This window comes from Rhodococcus triatomae, assembly GCF_014217785.1.
GTDB lineage: Bacteria > Actinomycetota > Actinomycetes > Mycobacteriales > Mycobacteriaceae > Rhodococcus_F > Rhodococcus_F triatomae.
In genome coordinates this window covers 4,434,867-4,455,035 of record NZ_CP048814.1, presented here as the reverse complement: position 1 = coordinate 4,455,035, position 20,169 = coordinate 4,434,867, and the positions used below count along the sequence as shown (strand labels likewise).

Annotated in this window: 19 protein-coding genes; 9 read left to right on the top strand and 10 right to left on the bottom strand. The window is 69.3% G+C overall.

Annotated features, from left to right (window positions below):
* Window positions 1-2 precede the first annotated feature (2 nt).
* The 8 genes from G4H71_RS21170 to G4H71_RS21135 all read right to left on the bottom strand — a co-directional run bounded on the left by G4H71_RS21170 (window position 3) and on the right by G4H71_RS21135 (window position 8,108).
* The gene (locus G4H71_RS21170) at window positions 3-1,232 is read right to left on the bottom strand and encodes an NAD(P)-dependent alcohol dehydrogenase (RefSeq protein WP_072738210.1); all 1,230 of its coding nucleotides are present in this window, start codon (window positions 1,230-1,232) and stop codon (window positions 3-5) included.
* A gap of 195 nt (window positions 1,233-1,427) precedes the next feature.
* Window positions 1,428-1,829, bottom strand: a complete 402-nt coding sequence (locus G4H71_RS21165) for a metal-sulfur cluster assembly factor (protein ID WP_072738209.1) — start codon at window positions 1,827-1,829, stop codon at window positions 1,428-1,430.
* The gene (gene sufU, locus G4H71_RS21160) at window positions 1,826-2,329 is read right to left on the bottom strand and encodes a Fe-S cluster assembly sulfur transfer protein SufU (protein ID WP_072738208.1); all 504 of its coding nucleotides are present in this window, start codon (window positions 2,327-2,329) and stop codon (window positions 1,826-1,828) included. The genes G4H71_RS21165 and sufU overlap by 4 nt, the downstream gene beginning before the upstream one ends.
* A 1-nt stretch (window position 2,330) precedes the next feature.
* Window positions 2,331-3,620, bottom strand: a complete 1,290-nt coding sequence (locus tag G4H71_RS21155; protein WP_072738207.1) for a cysteine desulfurase — start codon at window positions 3,618-3,620, stop codon at window positions 2,331-2,333.
* 4 nt (window positions 3,621-3,624) lie between these two features.
* Complete coding sequence (gene sufC, locus G4H71_RS21150; protein ID WP_072738206.1) at window positions 3,625-4,437, bottom strand: Fe-S cluster assembly ATPase SufC; 813 nt, start codon at window positions 4,435-4,437, stop codon at window positions 3,625-3,627.
* A gap of 52 nt (window positions 4,438-4,489) precedes the next feature.
* The gene (sufD, locus tag G4H71_RS21145) at window positions 4,490-5,689 is read right to left on the bottom strand and encodes a Fe-S cluster assembly protein SufD (RefSeq protein ID WP_072738205.1); all 1,200 of its coding nucleotides are present in this window, start codon (window positions 5,687-5,689) and stop codon (window positions 4,490-4,492) included.
* Window positions 5,690-7,171 (bottom strand): Fe-S cluster assembly protein SufB, encoded by a 1,482-nt coding sequence (gene sufB / locus G4H71_RS21140; protein ID WP_072738204.1) that lies wholly within the window; start codon window positions 7,169-7,171, stop codon window positions 5,690-5,692. It abuts the gene before it with no gap.
* 79 nt (window positions 7,172-7,250) lie between these two features.
* The gene (locus G4H71_RS21135) at window positions 7,251-8,108 is read right to left on the bottom strand and encodes a helix-turn-helix transcriptional regulator (protein WP_072738203.1); all 858 of its coding nucleotides are present in this window, start codon (window positions 8,106-8,108) and stop codon (window positions 7,251-7,253) included.
* Window positions 8,109-8,366: 258 nt separating this feature from the next.
* On the opposite strand from G4H71_RS21135, the gene mptB reads away from it, so the two are divergent.
* The 7 genes from mptB (at window position 8,367) to G4H71_RS21100 (ending at window position 15,279) form a co-directional block, all read left to right on the top strand.
* Window positions 8,367-10,064, top strand: a complete 1,698-nt coding sequence (mptB, locus tag G4H71_RS21130; RefSeq protein ID WP_072738276.1) for a polyprenol phosphomannose-dependent alpha 1,6 mannosyltransferase MptB — start codon at window positions 8,367-8,369, stop codon at window positions 10,062-10,064.
* Window positions 10,061-11,005 carry an ABC transporter ATP-binding protein gene (locus G4H71_RS21125; protein ID WP_072738202.1) on the top strand — a complete coding sequence of 315 codons (945 nt, stop codon included), beginning with the start codon at window positions 10,061-10,063 and terminating at the stop codon, window positions 11,003-11,005. The genes mptB and G4H71_RS21125 overlap by 4 nt, the downstream gene beginning before the upstream one ends.
* Window positions 11,002-11,802 carry an ABC transporter permease gene (locus G4H71_RS21120; RefSeq protein WP_072738201.1) on the top strand — a complete coding sequence of 267 codons (801 nt, stop codon included), beginning with the start codon at window positions 11,002-11,004 and terminating at the stop codon, window positions 11,800-11,802. The genes G4H71_RS21125 and G4H71_RS21120 overlap by 4 nt, the downstream gene beginning before the upstream one ends.
* A 135-nt stretch (window positions 11,803-11,937) precedes the next feature.
* Window positions 11,938-13,170 carry a diflavin oxidoreductase gene (locus G4H71_RS21115; protein WP_246442720.1) on the top strand — a complete coding sequence of 411 codons (1,233 nt, stop codon included), beginning with the start codon at window positions 11,938-11,940 and terminating at the stop codon, window positions 13,168-13,170.
* Window positions 13,171-13,252: 82 nt separating this feature from the next.
* Window positions 13,253-13,696, top strand: coding sequence for a flavodoxin domain-containing protein (locus tag G4H71_RS21110; protein WP_072738200.1), 444 nt, complete (start codon window positions 13,253-13,255; stop codon window positions 13,694-13,696).
* Window positions 13,697-13,799: 103 nt separating this feature from the next.
* The gene (locus G4H71_RS21105; RefSeq protein WP_217631324.1) at window positions 13,800-14,291 is read left to right on the top strand and encodes a pentapeptide repeat-containing protein; all 492 of its coding nucleotides are present in this window, start codon (window positions 13,800-13,802) and stop codon (window positions 14,289-14,291) included.
* 25 nt (window positions 14,292-14,316) lie between these two features.
* Window positions 14,317-15,279 (top strand): COX15/CtaA family protein, encoded by a 963-nt coding sequence (locus tag G4H71_RS21100; RefSeq protein ID WP_072738198.1) that lies wholly within the window; start codon window positions 14,317-14,319, stop codon window positions 15,277-15,279.
* Between the two features lie 70 nt (window positions 15,280-15,349).
* Here G4H71_RS21100 and G4H71_RS21095 read toward each other — a convergent pair whose 3' ends face one another.
* Window positions 15,350-15,709 carry a hypothetical protein gene (locus tag G4H71_RS21095; protein WP_072738197.1) on the bottom strand — a complete coding sequence of 120 codons (360 nt, stop codon included), beginning with the start codon at window positions 15,707-15,709 and terminating at the stop codon, window positions 15,350-15,352.
* An 88-nt stretch (window positions 15,710-15,797) separates the two neighbouring features.
* Between G4H71_RS21095 and G4H71_RS21090 the strand changes: the two genes are divergently transcribed.
* Complete coding sequence (locus G4H71_RS21090) at window positions 15,798-16,763, top strand: quinone oxidoreductase family protein (RefSeq protein WP_072738196.1); 966 nt, start codon at window positions 15,798-15,800, stop codon at window positions 16,761-16,763.
* A 37-nt stretch (window positions 16,764-16,800) separates the two neighbouring features.
* Here the strand turns inward: G4H71_RS21090 and G4H71_RS21085 are convergent, their stop codons facing one another.
* A complete protein-coding gene (locus tag G4H71_RS21085) occupies window positions 16,801-17,787 on the bottom strand; it encodes a heme o synthase (RefSeq protein ID WP_072738274.1) in 987 nt (328 codons plus the stop codon).
* Between the two features lie 273 nt (window positions 17,788-18,060).
* On the opposite strand from G4H71_RS21085, the gene tkt reads away from it, so the two are divergent.
* Window positions 18,061-20,169: a transketolase gene (tkt, locus tag G4H71_RS21080; RefSeq protein ID WP_072738273.1), complete on the top strand. Its 2,109-nt coding sequence runs from the start codon at window positions 18,061-18,063 to the stop codon at window positions 20,167-20,169.

Sequence of the window (20,169 nt, the reverse complement as noted above, 5' to 3'; positions counted from 1 at the left end):
GACTACTCCTTTCCGCCGGCAGCCGCATCGGTGCCCGCAACTGCATCGGTGTCCGCACTCGTGTCGAACGTGAGCACTGCCTTGACGACGTCACCGGCTCGGACCGCGGCGAGCGCGTCGCCGATCGCCTCGAAGGGATACGTGGTGATCATCTTCCGGAACGGGAATCGGCCCTCGCGCCAATAGTCGACCATCCGGGGAATGAACGTGTGCGGGTCGACATCGCCTTCGATGACCCCGGTGAGCGTGCGGCCCGTCAACACCAGGGACTGGTCCAGGGTCACGGGATTGCGCGGCCCCCTCAGCCCGAGCGTGGCGCAGTGACCCGGCGAGGCGAGCACCCGCAGCGCCTGCTGGAGCACCGGCTCACTGCTCACCGTGTCCACCGAGTAGTCGACGCCGCGGCGCGAGCACGCGCGGATCGCCTCGACCGGACCGCGTCCGGCATCGGGATCGAACGCGGTGGTGGCACCCAGTTCGACGGCCAGATCTCGCCGCGCGGGCGAGGGATCCACGGCATAGATCTCGGTGCATCCGGCGATCACTCCTGCGAGGACCGCCGACAGTCCCACCGGCCCGCACCCGAACACGGCGAGCGAGGCACCTGGTTCCGGGCGCAGCACCTCGAGAACGCTCCCGGCGCCGGTCTGGATTCCACATCCGAGCGGACCGGCGAGTGGGAGGGGAACATCCGCCGGAACGCGGACCGCGTTGCGCGACGAGGCGACCGCACAGGTCGCGAAGGAGGACTGCCCGAACCAATTGCCGTGCACCCGGGTACCGCCGGCCGCCCGGAGCGTCGTCGTCCCGTCCTCACGCGTTCCGCCGTAGTTGAGCGGAGCGAACCGCGAGCAGTAGGCGGGGTGTCCCCGCCGGCAGTTCCGGCAGGCGCGGCGGGAGTCGAAGCTGAGGACGACCCGGTCGCCGATACGCACGGGGCCCGGAACCACGACATCCGGAACCACGACATCCGGAACAGCGACATCGGGAACAGCGAGATCGGCGACGGGCCCGACCGCCACGACCTCCCCCGCCCCCTCGTGGCCGAGTACGGCCGGTAACGGCAGCGGCACTCCCCCCGCCATCGCGGTGAGATCGGTGTGGCAGATACCGGCGCCCGCGATGCGCACCAGAACCTCCCCCGGCGCCGGCATCTCGGTCTCCACTGCGCGCAGGGACAACGGACCGTTCACCTCGTCGAGCACTGCAGCGGTCGCATACACGTAGAGCATCTCCCCTCGAATACGACATAGCGCGATTACTCGTTAACATTCAGGCACGAGGAACCGTAGCAGAGGATGCTCTCGCCGTACGCTCGGGGACACGAAAACGCCGGTGCCGGGCAGGAGTTCCTGCCCGGCACCGGCGTCGATGCACGCCTCGTCGGTCGACGTGTCCGGCTGCCCGTCAGGGCAGGGACGTTCGGCTCAGACCGTGAAGCCGAGGGCGCGGAGCTGGTCGCGCCCGTCCTCGGTGATCTTGTCGGGGCCCCACGGCGGCAGCCACACCCAGTTGATCCGCAGATCGGACGCGAGATCGCTGCGCACCAGCGCGCCGCGCGCCTGGTCCTCGATCACGTCCGTGAGGGGGCACGCCGCCGACGTCAGGGTCATGTCGATCGTGACGACGTCCTCGTCCTCGGTGATCCCGTAGACGAGCCCCAGATCGACCACGTTGATTCCGAGCTCGGGATCGACCACGTCCCGCATGGCCTCCTCGAGCTCCTCGAGCCGCTCCGTCGCGGGCACCGTGCCACTCGGGACGTACCGGCCGTCTTCGGACGCCGGTTCCTGCGCGGGTGCCGCCTGCGTGGTGTCGGTCTCGCTCATGCCTTTTCTCCGATCGTCGTGCCGACGACCGCCGCGCGGTCACCGGCGTCGGTCCCGTCCAGAACCTGGACCACCGCGTCCTTGAATGCCATCCATCCGAGCAGCGCGCACTTGACCCGTGCCGGATACTTCGACACCCCGACGAAGGCGATGCCGTCACCGAGGACGTCCTCGTCTCCCTCGACGGTGCCCCGACTGCTCACCATCTCGCTGAACGCCGCCACCGTCGCCAGCGCTTCCTCGACCGGACGACCGATCACCTGATCGGTCAGTACCGACGTCGCGGCCTGGCTGATGGAGCATCCCTGACCGTCGTAGGACACGTCGGCGACCAGCGGGCCGTCGGTGCCGTCCGCCACGTGCACCCGAAGGGTCACTTCGTCACCGCACGTGGGATTGACGTGGTGGACCTCCGCGCCGAAGGGCTCACGCAGTCCGCGGCCGTGCGGGTGCTTGTAGTGGTCCAGGATCACTTCCTGGTACATCTGTTCCATTCGCATGTCAGGCCTCGCTCCCCCGCACCCCGAAGAACGACTGTGCGCGACGGATGGCGGCCGCGAGCGCGTCGACCTCGTCGAGGGTGTTGTAGACGGCGAACGATGCCCGCGCGGTGGCCGCGATCCCGAAACGACGGTGCAGCGGCCACGCGCAGTGGTGGCCGACGCGGATCGCGACACCCTCGTCGTCGAGGATCTGGCCGAGATCGTGAGCGTGGATACCGTCGACGACGAAGGACACGGCGCCACCGCGGTTCTCGGTGGTCTCCGGGCCGACGATGCGGAGGCCGTCGATCTCGCCGAGGCGGCCGAGGGCCGCGGCGGTGAGTGCATGCTCGTGCGCCGCCACCGCGTCCATGCCGATCGCGTTCAGGTAGTCCACGGCCGCGCCCAGCCCCACGACCTGCGAGGTCATCGGCACGCCCGCCTCGAAGCGCTGCGGCGGAGGCGCATACGTGCTGCCTTCCATCGTCACCGTCTCGATCATCGAGCCACCGGTCACGAACGGCGGCATCGACTCGAGTAGTGCGCGCCGGCCGTAGAGGACACCCACTCCGGACGGGCCGAGCATCTTGTGCCCGGAGAAGGCCGCGTAGTCCACGTCCAGCGCCCGGAAGTCCACCGGCAGATGCGGGACGGACTGGCACGCATCGAGAACGACGAGTGCACCCACCGCGCGAGCGCGGCGCACGAGTTCCGTCACCGGCGCCACCGCACCGGTCACGTTCGACTGGTGCGTGAACGCCACCACTTTGACCGCGTCGGTCAGGTGGAGTGAATCCAGGTCGATCCGGCCGTCCTCGGTGACCCCGAACCACTTCAGGGTGGCGCCGGTGCGGCGGGCCAGTTCCTGCCACGGGACGAGATTGGCGTGATGCTCGAGCTCGGTGATCACGATCTCGTCGCCGGGGCCGAGCCGCCGTTCGAACCGGTCGTCGCCGAGGACGTACGTGACGAGGTTGAGAGCCTCGGTGGCGTTCTTCGTGAACACCAGCTCGTCGAACCCGACGCCGACGAAGTCGGCGATCTTCGCCCGCGCTCCCTCGTACGCGTCCGTGGCCTCCTCGGCGAGCTGGTGCGCCCCCCGGTGGACCGCCGCATTCGACGTGAGCAGGAACTCGCGTTCGGCGTCGAGCACCTGCACGGGACGCTGTGACGTCGCGCCGGAGTCGAGGTAGACCAGCGGCTTCCCGTCCCGCACGGTACGGGACAGGATCGGGAAGTCCGCTCGAAGGGCTTCGACGTCGAACGGTCGGCTCGGACCGTCCGCCACCGTGCGCACCGTCGTGGTCATGGGCCTACACTCCCTGGGTTGCCTGGGTGAAGCGCTCGTAACCGTTCGCCTCGAGCTCGTCGGCCAGCTCCGGGCCACCGGACTGGACGACCCGGCCGCCGACGAACACGTGCACGAAATCCGGCTGGATGTAGCGGAGGATGCGCGTGTAGTGGGTGATGAGCAGGACTCCGCCGTGCTGACGCTCGCGGTACTTGTTCACACCCTCGGACACCACGCGCAACGCGTCGACGTCCAGGCCGGAGTCCGTCTCGTCGAGGATCGCGATCCGCGGCTTCAGCAGACCGAGCTGCAGGATCTCGTGGCGCTTCTTCTCACCGCCGGAGAATCCCTCGTTGACACTGCGGTCGCCGAAGGAGGGATCGATGTCGAGCTCGGTCATCGCCTCCTTGACCTCCTTGACCCAGTGCCGGAGCTTGGGGGCCTCACCGCGCACTGCGGTCGCCGCGGTGCGGAGGAAGTTCGACATCGAGACACCGGGCACCTCGACGGGGTACTGCATGGCCAGGAACAGCCCTGCCCGCGCCCGCTCGTCGACGCTCATCTCCAGCACGTCCTCGCCGTCGAGAGTGATCGACCCGGAGGTCACCACGTACTTGGGGTGACCGGCGATCGCGTAGGAGAGCGTCGACTTGCCGGACCCGTTGGGGCCCATGATCGCGTGCGTCTCGCCGGAGCGGACCGTGAGGTTCACACCCTTGAGGATGTGGATGGGCTCGGCGCTGTCTCCGGTGCTCGCAACGTCGACGTGCAGGTCCTTGATCTCGAGAACCGAGGGAGTCTGCTGGTCTGCGGTGGTCAGGTCAGGGGTAGACATGGTGTTCCTTCTGGTGGAAATGGGAAGTATTCGGCGATACGGACGGCTCTGCTCACACGCCCACGGCGGCGAGTTCGGCCTCGACGGCGGCCTCGAGACGCTCGCGCACCTCGGGAACGGCAATCTTCGCGATGATCTCGTGGAAGAAGCCCCGCACGACCAGCCGGCGCGCCTGGTCCTCGGGAATGCCCCTGGCTCGCAGGTAGAACAGCTGCTCGTCGTCGAAACGTCCGGTCGCGCTGGCGTGCCCGGCGCCCACGATCTCCCCGGTCTCGATCTCGAGGTTGGGCACCGAATCGGCGCGCGCACCGTCGGTGAGCACCAGGTTGCGGTTGAGCTCGAAGGTGTCGGTGCCCTCCGCCTCCGCGCGGATCAGGACGTCACCGATCCACACCGTGTGGGCGTCGGGTCGAGAGGAATGCGGGTCGCCCTGCAGCGCGCCCTTGTAGACGACATTCGACTTGCAGTGCGGCTGCGAATGGTCGACCAGCAGCCGGTGCTCGAGATGCTGGCCGTCGTCGGCGAAGTACAGGCCGAGCAACTCGGCGTCGCCGCCCGGTCCGTCGTACCGGACCGTTCCGGTCAGTCGCACCAGGTCGCCACCCAGGCTCACCGCGTTGTGCCGCAGCACCGCGTCCCGCCCGAGCCGGGCATGGTGCGCGGTGACGTGAACGGCGTCGTCGGCCCAGTCCTGCACCGCGACGACCGTGAGATGTGCGCTGTCGCCGACGACGAACTCGACGTTGTCGGCGTAGGTGCCGCTGCCGCGATGGTCGAGGACGACGGTGGCCTTCGCGAACGGTGCGAGGCGGATCTGGAGGTGCCCGTAGGCGACCTTGTCCACACCCGGCCCGTCGATCACCACGTTCACCGTGTCCGCGACCTCGACCTCGGTGCCCACCGACACGACGGTGGCGGTCTCGAAACCCGAGTACGCCTGCGCCGCGATGCGGTCCGCCGGGACACCACCGCGACCGAGCCGCTCGTCGTCGCGGCCCACGGTCTCGACCGTCACGGTGTCGGGTCCGTCGACGGTGACCGTCGCGGAACCGTCGGCGACGGCAGTCCCGTTGTGCAGGCCGCGCAGGCGGCGTAGCGGAGTGAACCGCCACACCTCGTCACGACCACCGGGGATCTCGAACGCGTCGACGTCGAACGAGGTGAACGCCTCGCCCTTGTTCGCCGCGGGGACCGCTGCCTGCGGGTTCTCGCCGGTGACGGCTCCCACCACTCCTGTTACCGGGGTGCTCACTTAGCCCACGGCCCCTTCCATCTGCAGTTCGATCAGTCGGTTCAGCTCGAGTGCGTACTCCATCGGCAGTTCCTTGGCGATGGGCTCGACGAAGCCACGCACCACGGTGGCCATCGCCTCGTCCTCGGTGAGTCCGCGGCTCATCAGGTAGAACAGCTGGTCGTCACTGACCTTCGACACGGTGGCCTCGTGACCCATCGTCACGTCGTCCTCACGGATGTCGACGTACGGGTAGGTGTCCGAGCGGCTGATCTGGTCGACCAGCAGCGCGTCGCACTTGACCGTCGACTTCGAGCCGTGCGCGCCCTTGTTGACCTGGACCAGGCCACGGTAGGACGCACGGCCGCCGCCGCGGGCGACCGACTTGCTCACGATGGTCGACGACGTGTGGGGCGCGAGATGGAGCATCTTCGCACCGGTGTCCTGGTGCTGGCCCTCGCCGGCGAACGCGACCGACAGCACCTCGCCGCGGGCGTACTCACCGGTCATCCACACGGCCGGGTACTTCATCGTCACCTTGGAGCCGATGTTGCCGTCGATCCACTCCATCGAACCGCCTGCGTCGACCTTGCTGCGCTTGGTGACCAGGTTGTAGACGTTGTTCGACCAGTTCTGGATCGTCGTGTAGCGGCAGTGGCCGCCCTTCTTGACGATGATCTCGACGACGGCCGAGTGCAGCGAATCCGACTTGTAGATCGGTGCCGTGCAGCCCTCGACGTAGTGCACCGACGCGTCCTCGTCGACGATGATCAGCGTCCGCTCGAACTGGCCCATGTTCTCGGTGTTGATCCGGAAATAGGCCTGCAGCGGGATGTCGACGTGCACGCCCGGCGGGACGTAGATGAACGACCCGCCCGACCACACCGCGGTGTTCAGCGCGGAGAACTTGTTGTCACCGGCCGGAATGACGGTGCCGAAGTACTCCTGGAACAGCTCCGGGTGCTCCTTGAGACCGGTGTCGGTGTCGAGGAAGATCACGCCCTGCTTCTCGAGGTCCTCACGGATCGAGTGGTAGACGACCTCCGACTCGTACTGCGCCGCGACACCCGCGACCAGCCGCTGCTTCTCCGCCTCCGGGATGCCCAGCTTGTCGTAGGTGTTCTTGATGTCCTCCGGCAGGTCCTCCCAGCTCTCGGCCTGCTTCTCGGAGGAACGCACGAAGTACTTGATGTTGTCGAAGTGGATGCCCTCGAGGTTGCTGCCCCAGTTCGGCATGGGCTTCTTGTCGAAGGTCTTCAACGCACGCAGGCGGACGTCGAGCATCCACTCGGGCTCGCTCTTCTTCTGCGAGATGTCGCGGACGACCGCCTCGGACAGACCACGCTGCGCGCCGGCTCCTGCGACATCCGAATCGGACCAGCCGTAGTCGTAGTGACCGAGGGACGCGATGGTCTCTTCCTGAGTCAACGGTGCTGCGGGCGCAGGTACCTCGGCGGCGGCCGACGGGGTACCGGGTGTCGCCTGATCTGACGTGACGGTCATGCGAGCTCCTTCCGGAGTCTTGTTGCGTAGTCGGCGATGGGCTGTGCGCCGACGGGAATAACGTCTGTCGAACGGTGGATCATCCGGGCGGCTCCGGACGACCCGGTGCTGCGAGCGGAACGAGGGGGACGTGGGTGGTGCAGGCGCAGTCGCCGTTCGCGATGGTGGCAAGCTGCTGTACGTGGGTGCCGAGCAACTCGGTGAACGCCTCGCGCTCGGCCTCGCACAGCTCCGGGAACTCCTCGGCGACGTGCGAGACGGGGCAGTGATGCTGGCAGATCTGCACACCGTTGCCCACCGGACGCGTCGACGCGGCGAAGCCCGCGGAGGTGAACGCCTCGGCGATGTCCTCGGCCGTGGACTCGACGTCCTCACGCGACACCGTCACCGCCGAGCTGTCCGCTGCTCGCACCGCATCACGGTCCGCTGCGCGGCCGACATCACGGTCCGCTGCGCGGCCGACATCACGGTCCGCTGCGCGGCCGACACTGACCAGGATCGCCTGCACGCGACGCCGGGCGAACTCGGTGATCGCCGCCTCGCCACCGACCTCGCGCAGCTGGCGCAGGGCCGCACCCGCGAGGTCGTCGTACGCGTGGCCGAGCTTGCCGCGCCCCTGCGCGGTGATCTGGAACCGTTTCGCCGGCCGACCGCGTCCGCGGCGCCGCACGGTCGCCGAGGGCGCTTCCTGCGCCTCTCCCGATTCGATGAGGGCATCGATGTGACGTCGCACACCCGCGGCGCTCAGACCCAGTCGACGACCGATCTCGGTCGCGGTGACGGGGCCTTCCTCGAGCAGGAGCTGAACCACGGCTCGCCTGGTCCGGCCTTCGTGGGCGACGGGATGAGCCACCGGAGATCCCCCGGTCACGACGGCACCCGAAGACGCGTACACCGCGTCTTCCCTGCCGTCCGTGCGCTCTGCTCCCGTTTTCACAACACCAGTGTGACGGAATTAGAACCGCAGGTCTACTAAGGGTTACCTCGCTTACAACTGGGAATATCCGCAGGAAGAGGCGGCACCGGGAGACCCGAGCCGCCGCGATCGCGGCCACGCCGGACTGCCCCGGCGGCCGGCGCCCGCACCACCGCTACCCTTCCTGGTGTGCCGAAGCCGTCCGCCGAATCGACCCCGCCTGTGCCGCGGGCCGCCGCCGAGCGGAAGCCGCGCACCGCAACGGGGAACGTCTCGCGCATCGCCACGCGCTGGGCCGCGACCGGAGTCGAGTGGGGCAAGCGGGCACTCGGCGTCGACGGCCGGCCCCCCAGGCACACGGTCGCCGAGGTCCTGCACGGCGACGAAGCCGACTCCCCCGGGCTGAACGACCGGGAGATCGCCGCGCTCCGAGGCATCCGCCGGTTCGGGGCGACCGGCGCGATCCTCATGGCGGTCGGTGCACTCGGGGCCGGGGCACAGCCCGTCCTGCAGAATCCGGTCCAGGGGGAACGCCTGCTGGGGCTGCCCGCACGGATCCCCAGTGTCGCCCTGACCCTGACCATGACGGGCACCGTGATGGTGGTCCTCGCATGGCTGCTCCTCGGCCGCTATGCGATCGGCAGCCTGCACACGGGCCCGGTCCGGCGACGGCTGTCCCGCTCCCAGCTGGACCGCACGCTGCTGCTCTGGATCATCCCGCTGTCCGTCGCACCGCCGATGTTCAGCAAGGACGTCTATTCCTATCTGGCACAGAGCGAGATCGCGGCCCGGGGTCTCGACCCCTACGCCATCGGCCCGGCCAGCGCTCTCGGCGTCGATCACGTACTCACCCGCACGGTGCCGACGATCTGGCGCGACACCCCGGCCCCGTACGGCCCCTTCTTCCTCTGGATGGGCGAGGGAATCACGGCGTTGACCGGCGAGAACATTCTCGCCGGGATCCTCCTGCACCGGGTACTCGCACTGGCCGGGGTCGCGATGATCGTCTGGGCCCTGCCGCGGCTCGCCCGCCGGTGCGGGGTGGCGCCGGTCGCGGCGCTGTGGCTCGGCGCCGCCAACCCGTTGCTCCTGTTCCACCTCGTCGCCGGAATCCACAACGAGGCCCTCATGATCGGCCTCATGCTGGCCGGCGTGGAGCTCGCGCTGCGGGCCGTCGAATCCTCGGCGCCGATCCGAGGCACCCAACTGTTCCTCCTCACGTCCGGGGCCGCCCTGGTCGCGCTCTCCGCGACCATCAAGATCCCCTCGCTGCTCGCCCTCGGTTTCGTCGGGATGGCGCTCGCCCGCCGCTGGGGTGCGACCTGGAAGGCGGTCGCCCTCGCCGCCCTCGCCCTGGGCGCCGTGTCCGCGGTCGTGCTCGTCGGGGTGAGCGTCGCCAGCGGGCTCGGCATGGGCTGGATCCACACCCTCGGCACGGCCAACGCCGTGCGCAGCTGGATGTCGATTCCGACGCTTCTCGGCCTCGGTACGGGCCTGGCGGGGGTATTGCTGGGGCTCGGCGATCACACCACCGCGGTCCTGGGCCTGACCCGGCCGATAGCCTCCCTGGTCGCGGCCTTCATCACGGTCCGGATGCTGCTCGCGGTCCTCACCGGGCGAATCCACGCGGTCGGCGCCCTCGGTGTCTCGCTGGGCGCGATCGTGCTGCTGTTTCCCGTGGTCCAGCCCTGGTACCTGCTGTGGGCGGTCATTCCGCTCGCGGCCTGGGCCACGGCGCCGGCGTTCCGGGTACCGGCGGTCGCGTTCTCCGCGGTGGTGAGCGTGATCCTCATGCCCAACGGTGGCGAGTATCCCCCCTTCGTCATCGTGCAGGCCGCGGTCGCCACGGTGTTCACTGCCGGAACCCTCATCGTCCTCACCCGCCACCGGCTGCCGTGGCGGGTGAATCCCACGCCACACGCCGACGGGGGGGCCGACGGTCCCGAACGGCCCGCCGCCTACGCTGATTCGCCGTGACCACCCCCCGGACCGGCAACGCATCCCCCGCTGTCCGCCTCGACGGTGTCGTCAAGTCGTTCGACGGTGTGCGCGCTGTCGGCGGGCTCGACCTGACCGTCGAGCGAGCACAGGTCCTCGCCCTCCTCGGGCCCAACGGAGCAGGCAAGACCACCACCGTCGAGATGTGCGAGGGCTTCCTCCGTCCCGACGCCGGGACCGTACGCGTTCTCGGCCTCGACCCGATCGCCGACAGCGCCGCCCTGCGTCCGCGCATCGGCGTCATGCTGCAGGGAGGCGGCGCGTATCCCGGCTCCAAGGCCGGCGAGATGCTCGATCTGGTCGCCTCCTACTGCGCCGACCCGCTGGACTCCGCGTGGCTGCTCGACAGCCTCGGACTCGCGAACGCCCGCAACACTCCCTATCGGCGCCTCTCCGGCGGTCAGCAACAGCGCCTGGCGCTCGCGTGCGCACTCGTCGGCCGCCCGGAACTGGTCTTCCTCGACGAGCCCACGGCGGGTCTCGACGCCCAGGCGCGGCTCCTGGTGTGGGAGCTGATCGACGCGCTGCGCCGGGACGGCGTGAGCGTCCTGCTCACCACCCATCTCATGGACGAGGCCGAGGAACTGGCCGACCAGCTCGTCATCATCGACAAGGGCGAGATCGTCGCCTCCGGGACACCGTCCGAGGTCACCCGCCGCGGTTCCGAGGGACAGCTGCGAGTGTCCGCACCGGCCGGGCTCGGCGTCGACGCCCTGGTCCGCACGCTGCCGGAAGGATTTTCCGCACGCGAGGCGACACCGGGTGCGTACCTGGTGGAGGGCGTCGTGACCCCGTCCGTGGTCGCGTCCGTCGCCGCATGGTGCGCCGAGCAGGACGTCCTGGTCAACGAGATCCGGGTGGACCAGCGCAGCCTCGAGGACGTGTTCCTCGAGCTGACGGGTAAGGAGTTGCGGGGATGAGCACCACGGCGGGAGATCGCCTGCACGACAACCGGTTCGCGCCGGGTACGTTCGCGCCGGATCCGCGGCCCAGCGCCCCCTCGACGATGCTGAGAGCCCAGACCTGGCTCGAGCTGAAGCTGCTCCTGCGCAACGGCGAGCAACTGCTGCTCACGATGTTCATCCCGATCACCCTCCTCGTCGGGTTGAGCAAGCTTCCCATCGGCGATCTGGGGGACGTGCGAGTCGACACCGTGTTGCCCGCCGTGATGATGGTCGCGGTGATGTCCACCGCCTTCACCGGCCAGGCCATCGCCGTCGGATTCGACCGCCGCTACGGCGCCCTGAAACGACTCGGTGCCACACCCTTGCCACGGTGGGGCATCATCGCCGGGAAGAGCGCGGCGGTCGTCATCGTCGTGACGCTCCAGTCGGTACTGCTCGGGGCGATCGGATTCGCCCTGGGCTGGCGACCCGATCTGCTCGGTCTCGGTCTGGGCGCGATCGTCATCGCGCTCGGCACGGTCACCTTCGCCGCGATGGGTCTGTTGCTCGGCGGCACCCTGCGGGCGGACATCGTCCTCGCCCTCGCGAACATCCTCTGGTTCGTCATGATCGCGGTGGGCAGCATCCTGTTCGTCCGCGGCGACGTCTCGGAAGGATGGACCGCGGCGGCCCGGCTCGTCCCGTCCGGCGCGCTCGCGCACGGGCTCGAATCGGCGCTCGCAGGAACGATCGACGGGTTCAGCCTGATCGTTCTCGCCGTGTGGGCGGCAGTCACCGGCTTCCTCGCCCAGCGACTGTTCCGCTTCACCTGAGCTGTACCCCCCGGCGCGGAACGAGCGTGTTGCACCGCGAAGTCGGGACGGATTACTGTGCCTGCGCGTGTATCGACATGCACGCTGGTCGTCGAACCGCGACCGGACCGATCACCGACCGAGGGAGCATCGCGAGTGAACACCCCCGCTGCGACCCGTACGCCGGACCGCGTCGTATCCCCCGAAACCCCCGAAGCCGCCACCAGACCCGCCCGGGCCGGGCAGCGCGGCACCGCCGGTGCCCGGACTCGGTCGCCGTGGAATCGAAAGAACCCCTACCGCGCCACCCTCGTGGGCAACCGGGTGCTGTCCGGCCCGCAGTCGACGAAGGAGGTCCGGCACTACGAGTTCGACCTCGCGGACAGCGGCATCAGCTACGAGCCCGGCGACGGCCTCGGCGTACAACCCGTCAACGACCCGGCACTCGTCGACGAGATCGTCACCCGCCTGGGTGTGCACCCGGACCATGCCGTCGCCGGGCACGAGCGCCCGCTCAGCGACCTGCTGAGCCACTCCCTCGAACTCCGCACGCCGGGACGGGATCTCCTCGAGTTCGCCGCGCACCGCACCGGCGACTCCGATCTGGCCGTGCTCGCGGGCGATCGCACGGCCCGCGACCGCTGGGCGCGAGGCCGGGACGTCCTGGATGTCATGGACGTCCTCGACCTCGTACCCGGTGCGGTGTCACCGGACGAGTTCGTCGGCGTCCTCGAGCCGCTCCGGCACCGCACCTACTCGATCTCCTCGGCACCCGCCGTCCACGGGTCGTACGTCCATCTCACGGTCACCAGCGTCCGGCACCGTACCGGTACCCGCGATCGCCACGGGACGTGCTCGACCTATCTCGCGGACCGGATCGGGCCGACGGGTGCCGGTGGCGTATTCCCGGTGAAGAACCGGTCGTTCCGGCTCCCCGAGGACGACACGCCCGTGATCATGATCGGTCCGGGCACCGGCGTCGCGCCCTTCCGTGCCTTCCTGCACGAACGCGCCGCGCGGGGTGCCCGCGGGGCGAACTGGCTCTTCTTCGGCGACCGTCACCGCGGCAGCGACTTCCTGTACGGCGACGAACTCTGCGCATTCCGGGACCGGGGACTGCTCACCCGTCTCGACGTCGCGTTCTCCCGTGACCGGGCCGAGAAGGACTACGTCTGGCACCGCATGCTCGAGCACGGCGCACAGGTGTTCGCGTGGCTCGAGGAAGGCGCGCACGTCTACGTGTGCGGAGACGCGCTCGCCATGGCCGTGGACGTCGACCGTGCGCTGCACGAACTCGTCGCCACCCACGGCGCGCGCGACACCGAACAAGCCCGCGAGTACGTCGCCGCGCTGCGCGCCGCCAAACGCTACGTGCGCGACGTCTACTGACTCCCACCCCGTGTACGCACCCGACCGGGTGCGTCCCTGACCTCGCCCGCACTCTCACACATTTCGAAGGAGCTCGACAACGATGGCAGTGGTGATCCTCTACGGCAGCGAAGCCGGTAACGCCGAGTCGGTCGCGGAACATCTGGCGGACGTGCTGTCGGGCCAGGACGTCTCGCTGTACGACATGATGGAGTTCGATCCCGGCGATCTCGACGCCGACGACTTCCACATCGTCGTCTGCTCCACCTACGGCGACGGCGAGCTCCCCACCGGCGCCGCACCGTTCTTCGATGCCCTCGACGAGGACGAGCCCGATCTCGACGGCGTGCGCTTCGCCCTGTTCGGGATGGGCGACAGCGTCTACGAGACGTTCAACCGCGGCGGCGAGATCATGGCGGAGAAGCTGATCTCGCTCGGTGCCGTGCAGGTCGGCGAACATGCCCGGCACGACGACTCCGGTCCGATCAAGGTCAAGGACCAGGCCGAGGAGTGGGCGAAGAAGATCGCCGCCGAGTTCCTCTCCTGAATCTCCCGCCGCGGCAGCGAAACCGCACCGCGGCGTACCCATCTCGAATACAGTCCCTCCCGGGCGATCGACGGGAGGGACTGTGTCGTTGAAGGTCGGGATATTGAAGCTCGGGAGTCGGGCGTCCGGACGTTGCGGGTCGGCGGTGGCGCCCACGGTGGCCGCCGTCGCGGCAGTACTCGTCGCCGCAGCGATGGGCAGCGGCGTGGCCGCAGCCACCGGAGCCACGGAGGTTCCCGCCCGGTGGGTAGGCTCCTGCGCCGTGGTCGCCGCACCGACACCCGACGAGCACACCCGGTGCGCGGGCGCCGACCTGCGCGGTGCGGATCTCGCCCACACGGATCTCCGGTGGGCCGACCTGTCCGGCGCCGACGTGCGCGGGGCGAACTTCACCGGCTCCGACCTGTCGTATGCGAACCTCTCCGACGCCGCTCTCGACGAGGCGGTCTTCACCGAGTCCCAGCGCCGCACTGTCACGCTGATCCACCGCGAGTTCGACTTCCTCGGAGTGGTGGTCGGCGACTTCTCGATCACCACCGACGACACCCTCGGCGTGATCCCGGCGTCTCCTCCAGCACCCAACGACGGGCTGTAGTACGCGGGGCTCTACCATCGACTCCGTGCTGTATCGCGGGTTTCTGAGCCTCGTCGACCGTCTACCGCTGCCGTCCCTGAGGACACAGCGGATCCTCGCGTTCGTCGTCATCCTCACCCAGGGTGGGATCGCGGTGACCGGAGCAGTGGTGCGGGTCACCGCGTCCGGGCTCGGCTGCCCGACCTGGCCGCAGTGCTTCCCGGGCAGCTTCACCCCGGTGCCGCACGAGGAGGTCGCCGGGCTGCACCAGGCCGTGGAGTTCGGCAACCGGCTGCTCACCTTCGTCGTGGTCCTGGCCGCGGCGGCCATCGTCCTCGCCGTCACCAGGGCGCGCCGCCGTCGGGAAGTTCTCGTCTACGCGTGGTTGATGCCCGGCGGTACCGTCCTGCAGGCCGTCATCGGCGGGATCACGGTGCTCACCGGCCTGCTCTGGTGGACCGTCGCGGTGCACCTGTTGGTGTCCATGCTGATGGTCTGGCTCGCCACCGTCCTCTTCGCGAAGGTCGGCGAACCCGACGACGGTGTCCCCACCCAGGTCGTGCCACGCCCGTTGCGCGCGCTCACCGCCCTGTCCGGTATCGCCCTGGCGGCCACCCTGGTCGCGGGCACCATGGTGACCGGCGCGGGCCCGCACGCCGGCGACAAGAGCCCCGAACGCGTCGTGCCCCGGCTCGAGATCGACATCACCACCCTCGTCCACCTGCACGCCCAGACCCTGGTCGCCTATCTGGCGCTGTTGGTGGGCCTCGCGTTCGGACTCGCCGCCGTGGGAACGAGCGCCGCCGTCAAACTCCGCCTGCAGGTGGTCATCGCCGTGGTGGTGGCCCAGGGACTCGTCGGAGTGGTCCAGTACTTCACGGACGTGCCCGCCGCCCTGGTGGCGTTGCACGTCCTCGGCGCCGGTGTCTGCACGGCGGCCACCTCGGCCCTGTGGGCCGCGGGTCGCACCCGCGTACGGGTCGCCGATCAGGAGCCCGTACCGGCCTGACCACCGACGCACGGTGCCCTCTCCCCGGCCCTGGGGAGAGGGCACCGTGCGTTCGTGCCGGACTCGTGCGTCAGCGTTCGTTGCGTGCCTTCGGGAACCGCGTCTGCCGGGCCACCCACCCGGCCATCTGCGCGAAATGGCCTGGGCGCGGCGTCACCTTGCTGGTGAGTTCACGATCCCATCCGGCTGCCTCCGTGAGCCCCGAGACGGCCTCGACGACCGCGTTCGCGGTGACCAGATCGGGAACCACCTGGTCGCCCAGGATGCCGTCCTCGCCGACCAGGGTGATGCGCACCCGGCCCTCCCCCACGGGCTGGACGACGGCACTGCCGGAGCCACCGTGGGCGGCGAGGAACTTCTCGATGTCCGCGACCACGTCCTTGGGAGCGGAGACGGGAGCGGCAGCGGGCTTCGCGGTGTCGGTGCTCATGGTGAAGAGAATACTCGAGCACCGCGGCACCCTCGCCGCCCCGCCCTGCCACCGCCACGATCGGCACCGCCGGTGTTACAAAAGCACCATGCGCGCAATCGAAGTGACGGCCACCGGCGGTCCCGACGTCCTCGTTCCCACCGAACTCCCCGACCCCGAACCGGGCCCCACAGACCTGTTGGTCGAGGTCGACGCGATCGGCGTGAACTACATCGACACCTACTTCCGGACCGGTGTGTACTCGCAGGAGCTTCCCTACGTACCCGGCAGCGAGGGGTCGGGCGTGGTGCGGGCCGTCGGCGCCGAGGTGACCGGGTTCGGCCCCGGCGATCGGGTTGCGTGGGCCACGGCGCCGGGCAGCTACGCCGAGCAGGTCCTGGTGCCAGCGGCGGTGGCGATCCCGGTGCCGGACGGGGTCCCGTCCGATCAGGCCGCCTCGGCTCTGCTCCAGGGCATGACCGCACACTATCTCGCCCACTCGACCTACCCGGTGGCCTCGGGCGACACCGTGCTCGTTCATGCGGGCGCGGGCGGGGTGGGCCTGCTGCTGACCCAGATGGCCGTCGCTCTCGGGGCGCGGGTGATCACCACTGTCTCCACCGACGAGAAGGAGGCACTGTCCCGCGAGGCCGGCGCGACCGACGTGCTGCGGTACGGCCCCGACCTCGCCGAGCGCGTGCGCGCCCTCACCGAGGGTGCAGGTGTGGCCGCGGTGTACGACGGGGTGGGCGCGGACACGTTCGACGCCAGCCTCGGCTCCGTGCGGATCCGGGGCACGCTGGCACTGTTCGGTGCGGCGAGCGGGCCGGTGCCGCCGGTGGACCCGCAGCGGCTCAACACGGCGGGCTCGGTCTATCTCACCCGGCCGTCGATGGGGGCATATCTACGTGATCGCCGTGAGCTCGAATGGCGTGCGGGCGACGTGTTCTCCGGCCTCGTCGACGGCACCCTGACACTCCGGGTCGGCGCGCACTATCCACTGGAGGAGGCTGCGCGAGCACATCGGGATCTGGAAGGACGCACGACGACCGGCTCGATCGTGCTGCTGCCCTGACCGCAGGGTCGGCCCGCGACCGGCCCTGACCGACGGGTCAGCCCGTGAACATGCTCCACACCGTCTGCAGGCCGAGCACCGAATCGAGCGCCAGACCGACGAAGACGACCGCGAGGTAGTTGTTGGACTGCAGGAACAGCCGCAGCGGCTTCACCACCGCACCGCCGCGCACACTCCGGTACAGCTGCGTCGCCATGATCAGGAACCACAGGCCGGCCGCGATCGTGACCCCCGCGTAGATCAGGCCCGCCGCCGGGACCAGGACGAGCGTCGTGATCACCATCGCCCAGCTGTAGAGCAGGATCTGCTTCGTCACGTGCTGTTCGGTGGCGATGACCGGCAGCATCGGCACACCCGCGGCCTTGTAATCCTCCTTGTACCGCATCGCCAGCGCCCAGGTGTGCGGCGGCGTCCAGAAGAAGATCACCAGGAACAGGACGAACGGCTCCCACGAGAGGGATCCGGTGACGGCGGCCCAGCCGACGAGTACCGGCATGCATCCGGCGGCGCCACCCCACACCACGTTCTGCCAGGTACGACGCTTGAGAACCATCGTGTAGACGAGAACGTAGAAGGCGATGGTCAGGACGACCAGGATGCCGGCGAGCAGGTTGGCACGCCACCACAGCCAGGCGAACGACGCGACGCCCAGCACCAGACCGAAGACCAGTGCGTGCGAGGTGGGAACGGCCTCGCGGGCGAGGGGACGGCGCTCGGTGCGCTTCATCACCTTGTCGATGTCGGCATCCACGACGCAGTTCAGCGAGTTCGCACTCGCGGCACCCATCCAGCCACCGAACAGGGTGGAGAGGATCAGCACGATGTCGACCGCCCCGCGGTCGGCGAGCAGCATGGCGGGGATGGTCGCGACGAGCAGAAGCTCGATGACCCGGGGCTTGGTCAGCGCGACATAGGCGAGGACCTTGCCGGTGGCGCGTCCGAGGAGCGTGTCCGACCGCGGCGCGGTTGCCGGGATCCCCGGGCTGCCGAAGCCGTGTCCGCTCGGCCGTTGCCCTGCCCGCACGTTGTCTCCTCGCACCGTTTACTTCCACGCCGTCGTCAGCCGTCCACTACTACAGACGATGGTAGACGCCGGGTTCGGGCGAACCGAATCGGCCCGTGATCGGCCGGGCACCGGACCGGATCGACCCGCAACCGGCCGGGCACTAGGCTGAGGTGGCAGATGTGACAGCAGTCCGCTCGGCGTCATGAGTTCACCTCACCCGGCATCGTCGGTGCCACCCGTGAACTCGCTGCGCTGCGCTCCGTGTTCACCCATGTCAGGAGACTTCAGCTCGTGTCGACCACAGACGAGATTCGCGACCTCACGCAACCGGTTCACCCCGCGGACTGGACGGACCTCGACACGCGAGCGGTGGACACCGTCCGTGTCCTCGCCGCGGACGCGGTGCAGAAGGTGGGCAACGGCCACCCGGGAACCGCGATGAGCCTCGCTCCCCTCGCCTACACCCTCTTCCAGCGCGTCATGCGGCACGATCCGGCCGACGCCGACTGGATCGGCCGGGACCGCTTCGTCCTCTCCTGTGGTCACTCGAGCCTGACGCTCTACATCCAGCTGTACCTCGCCGGCTACGGCCTCGAACTCGGGGATCTGGAGTCGCTGCGCACGTGGGGCTCGAAGACGCCGGGCCACCCCGAGCACGGGCACACTCGCGGCGTCGAGATCACGACCGGCCCGCTCGGCCAGGGCCTGGCCTCCGCAGTGGGCATGGCGATGGCGGCGCGACGCGAGCGTGGGCTGTTCGATCCGGACACCGCGCCCGGCGAGAGCCCCTTCGACCACCACGTCTACGTCATCGCCTCCGACGGCGACATCGAGGAGGGCGTCACCTCCGAGGCCTCGTCGCTCGCGGGTGTCCAGCAACTGGGCAACCTCACCGTGATCTACGACGACAACAAGATCTCCATCGAGGACGACACCACCATCGCCCTCACCGAGGACACGGCGGCACGCTACGAGTCGTACGGCTGGCACGTACAGGTCGTCGAAGGCGGCGAGGACGTCGTCGCGATCGAGGATGCGTTGCGTGCGGCCAGGGCCGAGACCGGCCGCCCGTCCCTGGTCCTGCTGCGCACCATCATCGGCTACCCGGCACCGAACAAGATGAACACCGGCGCGGCGCACGGCGCCGCCCTCGGCGCCGACGAGGTCGCGGCGGTCAAGCGCGCACTCGGTTTCGATCCGGACAAGTCGTTCGAGGTGGACGACGCGGTCATCGCCCACACCCGCGCCGCACTCGATCGCGGTGTCGCGGCGAAGGCCGACTGGCAGAAGGGCTTCGACGCGTGGGCTGAGCGAGTGCCCGAGGGCAAGGCGCTGCTCGACCGGCTCCTCGCCCACGACCTCCCTGCGGGCTGGGCCGACTCCCTCCCGACATGGGAGCCGGACGCGAAGGGCGTGGCCACGCGCAAGGCATCGTCCTCGTTCCTCAACGCCGTCGGCGAGGAGCTTCCCGAACTCTGGGGCGGTTCCGCAGACCTGGCCGAGTCGAACAACACGACCATCTCCGGCTTCCCGTCCTTCGGTCCCGAATCCATCTCCACCTCGACGTGGAAGGCCGAGCCCTACGGGCGGACACTGCACTTCGGTGTTCGCGAGCATGCGATGGGCTCGATTCTCAACGGCATCGCCCTGCACGGGCCGACCCTTCCGTACGGCGGCACCTTCCTGGTCTTCAGTGACTACATGCGTCCGGCCGTCCGGCTGGCCGCCCTGATGAAGACCGCGGTCACCTACGTCTGGACGCACGACTCGATCGGCCTCGGCGAGGACGGGCCCACCCACCAGCCGATCGAGCACCTCGCGGCGCTGCGGGCGATTCCCGGCCTGTCCGTGGTACGTCCGGGAGACGCGAACGAGACGATTCACGCCTGGCGCGCGGTGCTCGAGCGGTCCACCCACGACTCCACCCGCGGACCCGCCGGGATCGCACTCACCCGCCAGAACGTCCCGGTCCTGGAAGGCACGAGCTACGAGGGTGTCTCGCGGGGCGGCTACGTCCTCGCCGAGGCGTCCACCGGCGTCCCCGAGGTGGTACTCGTCGGCACCGGTTCGGAGTTGCAGCTGGCCGTCGCCGCCCGGGAAACCTTGGAAGCAGACGGGGTGCCTACCCGCGTCGTCTCGATGCCGTGTGTCGAGTGGTTCGACGAGCAGGATCAGGCCTACCGTGACGGGGTGCTTCCCCCCACCGTGAAGGCCCGTGTCGTCGTCGAGGCCGGAATCGCGATGCCGTGGTACCGATTCGTCGGCTCCGACGGCGAGATCGTCTCGATCGAGCACTTCGGCGCCTCGGCCGACTTCACCACCCTGTTCCGCGAGTTCGGCTTCACGCCCGAGGCCGTGACCGCCGCGGCGAAGCGCTCGCTCGCTCGAGTGAAGGGATGA

Coding starts and splice junctions, on each gene's coding strand:
- G4H71_RS21170 (WP_072738210.1), bottom strand. CDS start 1,232: ATGCTCTACGTGTATGCGACCGCTGCAGTGCTCGACGAGGTGAACGGT.
- G4H71_RS21165 (WP_072738209.1), bottom strand. CDS start 1,829: ATGAGCGAGACCGACACCACGCAGGCGGCACCCGCGCAGGAACCGGCG.
- sufU (WP_072738208.1), bottom strand. CDS start 2,329: ATGCGAATGGAACAGATGTACCAGGAAGTGATCCTGGACCACTACAAG.
- G4H71_RS21155 (WP_072738207.1), bottom strand. CDS start 3,620: ATGACCACGACGGTGCGCACGGTGGCGGACGGTCCGAGCCGACCGTTC.
- sufC (WP_072738206.1), bottom strand. CDS start 4,437: ATGTCTACCCCTGACCTGACCACCGCAGACCAGCAGACTCCCTCGGTT.
- sufB (WP_072738204.1), bottom strand. CDS start 7,171: ATGACCGTCACGTCAGATCAGGCGACACCCGGTACCCCGTCGGCCGCC.
- G4H71_RS21120 (WP_072738201.1), top strand. CDS start 11,002: ATGAGCACCACGGCGGGAGATCGCCTGCACGACAACCGGTTCGCGCCG.
- G4H71_RS21110 (WP_072738200.1), top strand. CDS start 13,253: ATGGCAGTGGTGATCCTCTACGGCAGCGAAGCCGGTAACGCCGAGTCG.
- G4H71_RS21095 (WP_072738197.1), bottom strand. CDS start 15,709: ATGAGCACCGACACCGCGAAGCCCGCTGCCGCTCCCGTCTCCGCTCCC.
- G4H71_RS21090 (WP_072738196.1), top strand. CDS start 15,798: ATGCGCGCAATCGAAGTGACGGCCACCGGCGGTCCCGACGTCCTCGTT.